We start from the raw sequence: 4,161 nt of genomic DNA, 5'->3' as shown, positions 1-4,161 counted from the left end.
ATAAGGGTGGTACCGCGATACATAAACCTCGTCCCTTTCTGGGATTGGGGTTTTTTTGTGTTTATTTTTACAAAAGGAAAATAAAGGAGGAAGACATGATGCAGGAACGTTTACTAGAACTGCAGGAAGAAGCGTTGCAAAAAGTTGCCGCAGCTTCCGAACTAAAGGAACTGAATGAAGTCCGTGTTTCTTATTTAGGGAAAAAAGGGCCTATCACTGAGGTATTACGTGGCATGGGTAAATTGTCAGCGGAGGAACGGCCGAAAATCGGTGCTCTTGCTAATGATGTTCGTGAAGCAATCGCTTCAAAAATTGAGGAGAAACAAAAAGCTCTTGAAACAGCTGCTGTCAATGCAAAGCTAGCAACAGAAACCATTGATGTTACACTTCCAGGACGACCGGTTAACAAGGGGAATCTTCACCCATTAACACGTGTTGTAGAAGAAATTGAAGATTTATTCATCGGTATGGGTTACACAGTTGCAGAAGGTCCAGAAGTCGAAAGCGACTACTACAATTTTGAGGCATTGAACCTGCCAAAAAGCCATCCGGCACGTGATATGCAGGACTCTTTCTACATCACAGATGAAATCCTAATGCGTACACACACTTCACCGGTACAAGCTAGAACGATGGAAAAACATAAAGGCCAAGGCCCTGTTAAAATTATTTGCCCTGGTAAAGTATATCGCCGTGATAACGATGACGCGACACACTCCCATCAATTCCAACAAATTGAAGGCCTGGTCATCGATGAAAACATCAGCATGAGCGACCTGAAAGGTACGCTTGACGTGTTTGCGAAAAAAGTATTTGGTCAAGACCGTGAAATCCGTCTTCGTCCAAGTTTCTTCCCATTTACAGAACCATCTGTTGAAGTTGATATTTCTTGTAAAATCTGCGGTGGAAAAGGCTGCAGCGTCTGTAAACAAACAGGCTGGATTGAAGTGCTGGGCGGCGGGATTGTTCACCCGAACGTACTTGAAATGGCTGGATTTGATTCGAAAAAATACTCAGGATTCGCTTTTGGAATCGGTGTGGAACGAATCGCAATGTTGAAATACGGTGTGGATGATATCCGTCACTTCTATACAAATGATGTTCGTTTCTTAAAACAATTCCATCATCACGAAGCATAAATTTTATTTTAAAAAGGAGGACCTACCATGTTTGTGTCATATAAATGGTTGCAAGATTATGTAGACCTTTCCGGCATCAATGCAACAGAGCTTGCTGACAAAATCACAAAAAGCGGTATTGAGGTTGAAGGGGTAGAAAAGAAAAGTGAAGGGCTTAAAGGAGTTGTCATCGGACATGTACTAGAACGTGAACAGCATCCAAATGCCGATAAATTGAATAAATGTCTAGTCGATATCGGGGCAGAAAATCCCGTTCAAATCATCTGTGGTGCACCGAATGTCGATAAAGGTCAAAAAGTCGCGGTGGCTACTGTCGGCGCTGTGCTTCCGGGCAACTTCAAAATTAAGAAAGCAAAACTTCGCGGAGAAGAATCGCACGGTATGATTTGTTCGCTTCAAGAATTGGGTTTTGAATCCAAGCTTGTGTCTAAAGACTATGCAACAGGCATCTTCGTGTTTCCAAATGATACGGAAGTAGGTAAAGATGCATTAGAAGAGCTTGGCTTAAGCGATGAAGTGCTGGAACTTGGCTTAACCCCAAACCGCTCTGACGCTTTGAGCATGCTTGGTGTTGCCTACGAAGTAGGGGCTATTCTTGGTCGGGAAGTAAAATGGCCGGTTATCGAGAATGAAGAAGCAGCTGAAAAAGCATCAGATTATATTAGTGTCAAAGTGGAAGCGAAAGCAGATAATCCATTATACATCGCTAAAATCATCAAAGATGTAAAAGTCGGTCCGTCACCGCTTTGGATGCAGACTCGTCTTATGTCTGCAGGTATTCGTCCGCATAATAACGTAGTCGATATTACGAACTACATTTTGCTTGAATATGGTCAACCGCTACATGCATTTGATTATGATCGTTTTGGTTCAAAAGAAATTGTCATTCGCAGAGCGAAAGATGCAGAAAAAATCGTCACATTGGATGAAGCGGAGCGGACTTTGACACCTGAACATTTAGTAATCACTAATGGCAACGAGCCGGTTGCGATTGCTGGTGTGATGGGTGGAGCTAATTCCGAAGTGAAAAATGATACAACGAATATTATTATTGAAAGTGCTTATTTTGCTGGTACTGTAGTTCGTAAAGCTTCAAAAGATCACGGTTTACGCAGTGAAGCCAGTGCCCGTTTTGAAAAAGGAGTCGATCCAGCCCGGGTACGTGAAGCTGGAGAGCGTGCGGCTCAATTAATTGCACAGTATGCAGGCGGAACAATTCTACAAGGAACAGCAGAAGTTGACGAATTAACAATGGAACCTGCTGTAATAAGCATCACACTTGAAAAAATCAACACACTTCTTGGTACGGGCATGACGGTATCTGAAGTAGAGTCAATCTTCAAACGCCTGCAATTTGGAGTGGAGCTTGACAATGAAACGTTCACAATCACAGTTCCTACCCGCCGTGGTGATATTACGATTGAAGCGGATTTAGTTGAAGAAGCGGCACGTTTATATGGGTATGACAACATTCCCGCAACGTTGCCAATCGGTTCAGCAACTCCAGGTCAATTGACGGACTATCAAATCAAACGTCGGAAAGCTCGCCGTACCCTTGAAGGAGCAGGCCTTTACCAAGCAGTGACCTATTCACTGACGAGCCAGGAAAAAGCGGCCCAATTCGCATTGGAAACTCGCGAATCCATTCGTTTGGCAATGCCAATGAGTGAAGAACGAAGCCAATTGCGCTTGAGCATCGTGCCACAATTATTAGAAGTTGTGAAATACAATAATGCTCGCCAACTTGATTCACTTGCCTTATATGAAATCGGTTCAGTATTCTTTAAGCAGGACGGACAAGAGCTTCCTGAAGAGAAAGAACATATTGCTGGGGCTATCACAGGCCTATGGGAATCCCACCTATGGCAAGGCGAAAAGAAACCCGTGGATTTCTATGTAGCTAAAGGCGTGATTGAAGCGTTATTCGATACACTAGGTTTAGCTGATCAAATCAGTTATCGCCAAGCGGAAATCAATGATATGCATCCAGGACGGACAGCTGAGGTACTGTTGAATAGTGAAGTGATTGGCTTCATCGGACAGGTGCACCCAACGGTACAAAAAGACTTGGATATTAAAGAAACATACATTTTTGAACTTTCCTTAAAAGCATTAGCTGAAGCGGAAGTGGCGCCAATTGCCTATGAAACTATTCCGCGCTACCCATCGACCACACGCGATATCGCGCTTGTTGTTGATAAAGCAACAAAAGCTGGGGACATTCAAAGCATTATTATAGAAGCCGGTGGAAAGTTGCTGAAAGAAGTAGGCATCTTCGATTTATACGAAGGCGAAAGAATGGAGCAAGGTAAGAAATCCATCGCTTACTCACTGAAATACTTCGATCCGGAACGCACACTAACGGACGAGGATATTACAAAAGCACATGATAATGTACTTGCGGCTGTTAAAGAAAAAGCTGGCGCAGAACTACGAGGATAATTTCAAAAAGACAGCCTCCTGAATTTTGGGAAGCTGTCTTTTTATAATCAGAACTCACGAGTAAACAGAGCGAACTCACGAGTAAACGGGATGAATTCACGAGTAAACAGGGCGAACTCACGAGTAAACAGAGCGAATTCACGAGTAAACAGAGCGAACTCACGAGTAAACAGGATGAATTCACGAGTAAACGGGATGAATTCACGAGTAAACAGAGCGAACTCACGAGTAAACAGGATGAATTCACGAGTAAACAGAGCGAACTCACGAGTAAACAAAGCGAATTCACGAGTAAACAGAGCGAATTCACGAGTAAAGCAAAAAAAATACTCAGACCATTACATTAAGGACAGCCGCTTTCCTTATTTATGATATTTCTGTTGATATAGTCGCTTCGCTTTTTCCGTATTGGCAAAGTGAGTTTTCGTAAATTCATTTAAAGAGTCGATTCCTTTTTCGTGAATCAATCGTGCTGCTGCTTCATCGACAGCAAAGCCGGCACCTTTAGGGATTTTGAAACCGGCTTTTTCACTCAGCAAATCAAAGCGTTTTACGAATGCATAGCGTGCCAGGATGGAAG

At 43.1% G+C, this 4,161-nt stretch carries 3 protein-coding genes and 1 pseudogene; 3 read left to right on the top strand and 1 reads right to left on the bottom strand.

What is annotated here, in order from left to right:
- Nucleotides 1–98: 98 nt before the first annotated feature.
- From pheS to AC1DUW_RS22245, 3 genes are all read left to right on the top strand, one after another.
- Nucleotides 99–1,139, top strand: a complete 1,041-nt coding sequence (pheS, locus tag AC1DUW_RS22255) for a phenylalanine--tRNA ligase subunit alpha (RefSeq protein WP_053347235.1) — start codon at nt 99–101, stop codon at nt 1,137–1,139.
- A 27-nt stretch (nt 1,140–1,166) separates the two neighbouring features.
- Complete coding sequence (gene pheT / locus AC1DUW_RS22250) at nt 1,167–3,581, top strand: phenylalanine--tRNA ligase subunit beta (RefSeq protein WP_053347234.1); 2,415 nt, start codon at nt 1,167–1,169, stop codon at nt 3,579–3,581.
- A gap of 90 nt (nt 3,582–3,671) precedes the next feature.
- Complete coding sequence (locus AC1DUW_RS22245; protein ID WP_477643487.1) at nt 3,672–3,953, top strand: alanine-zipper protein; 282 nt, start codon at nt 3,672–3,674, stop codon at nt 3,951–3,953.
- Here the strand turns inward: AC1DUW_RS22245 and AC1DUW_RS22240 are convergent.
- A pseudogene (locus AC1DUW_RS22240) lies at nt 3,944–4,161 on the bottom strand (ribonuclease HIII); the annotation flags it as partial. The gene AC1DUW_RS22245 and the pseudogene AC1DUW_RS22240 sit on opposite strands and share 10 nt — an antisense overlap.

It is taken from the genome of Peribacillus sp. P4_C12 (assembly GCF_056402095.1).
Note: the sequence above shows the minus strand (reverse complement) of the source record. Positions and strands in the feature narration are given on the sequence as shown.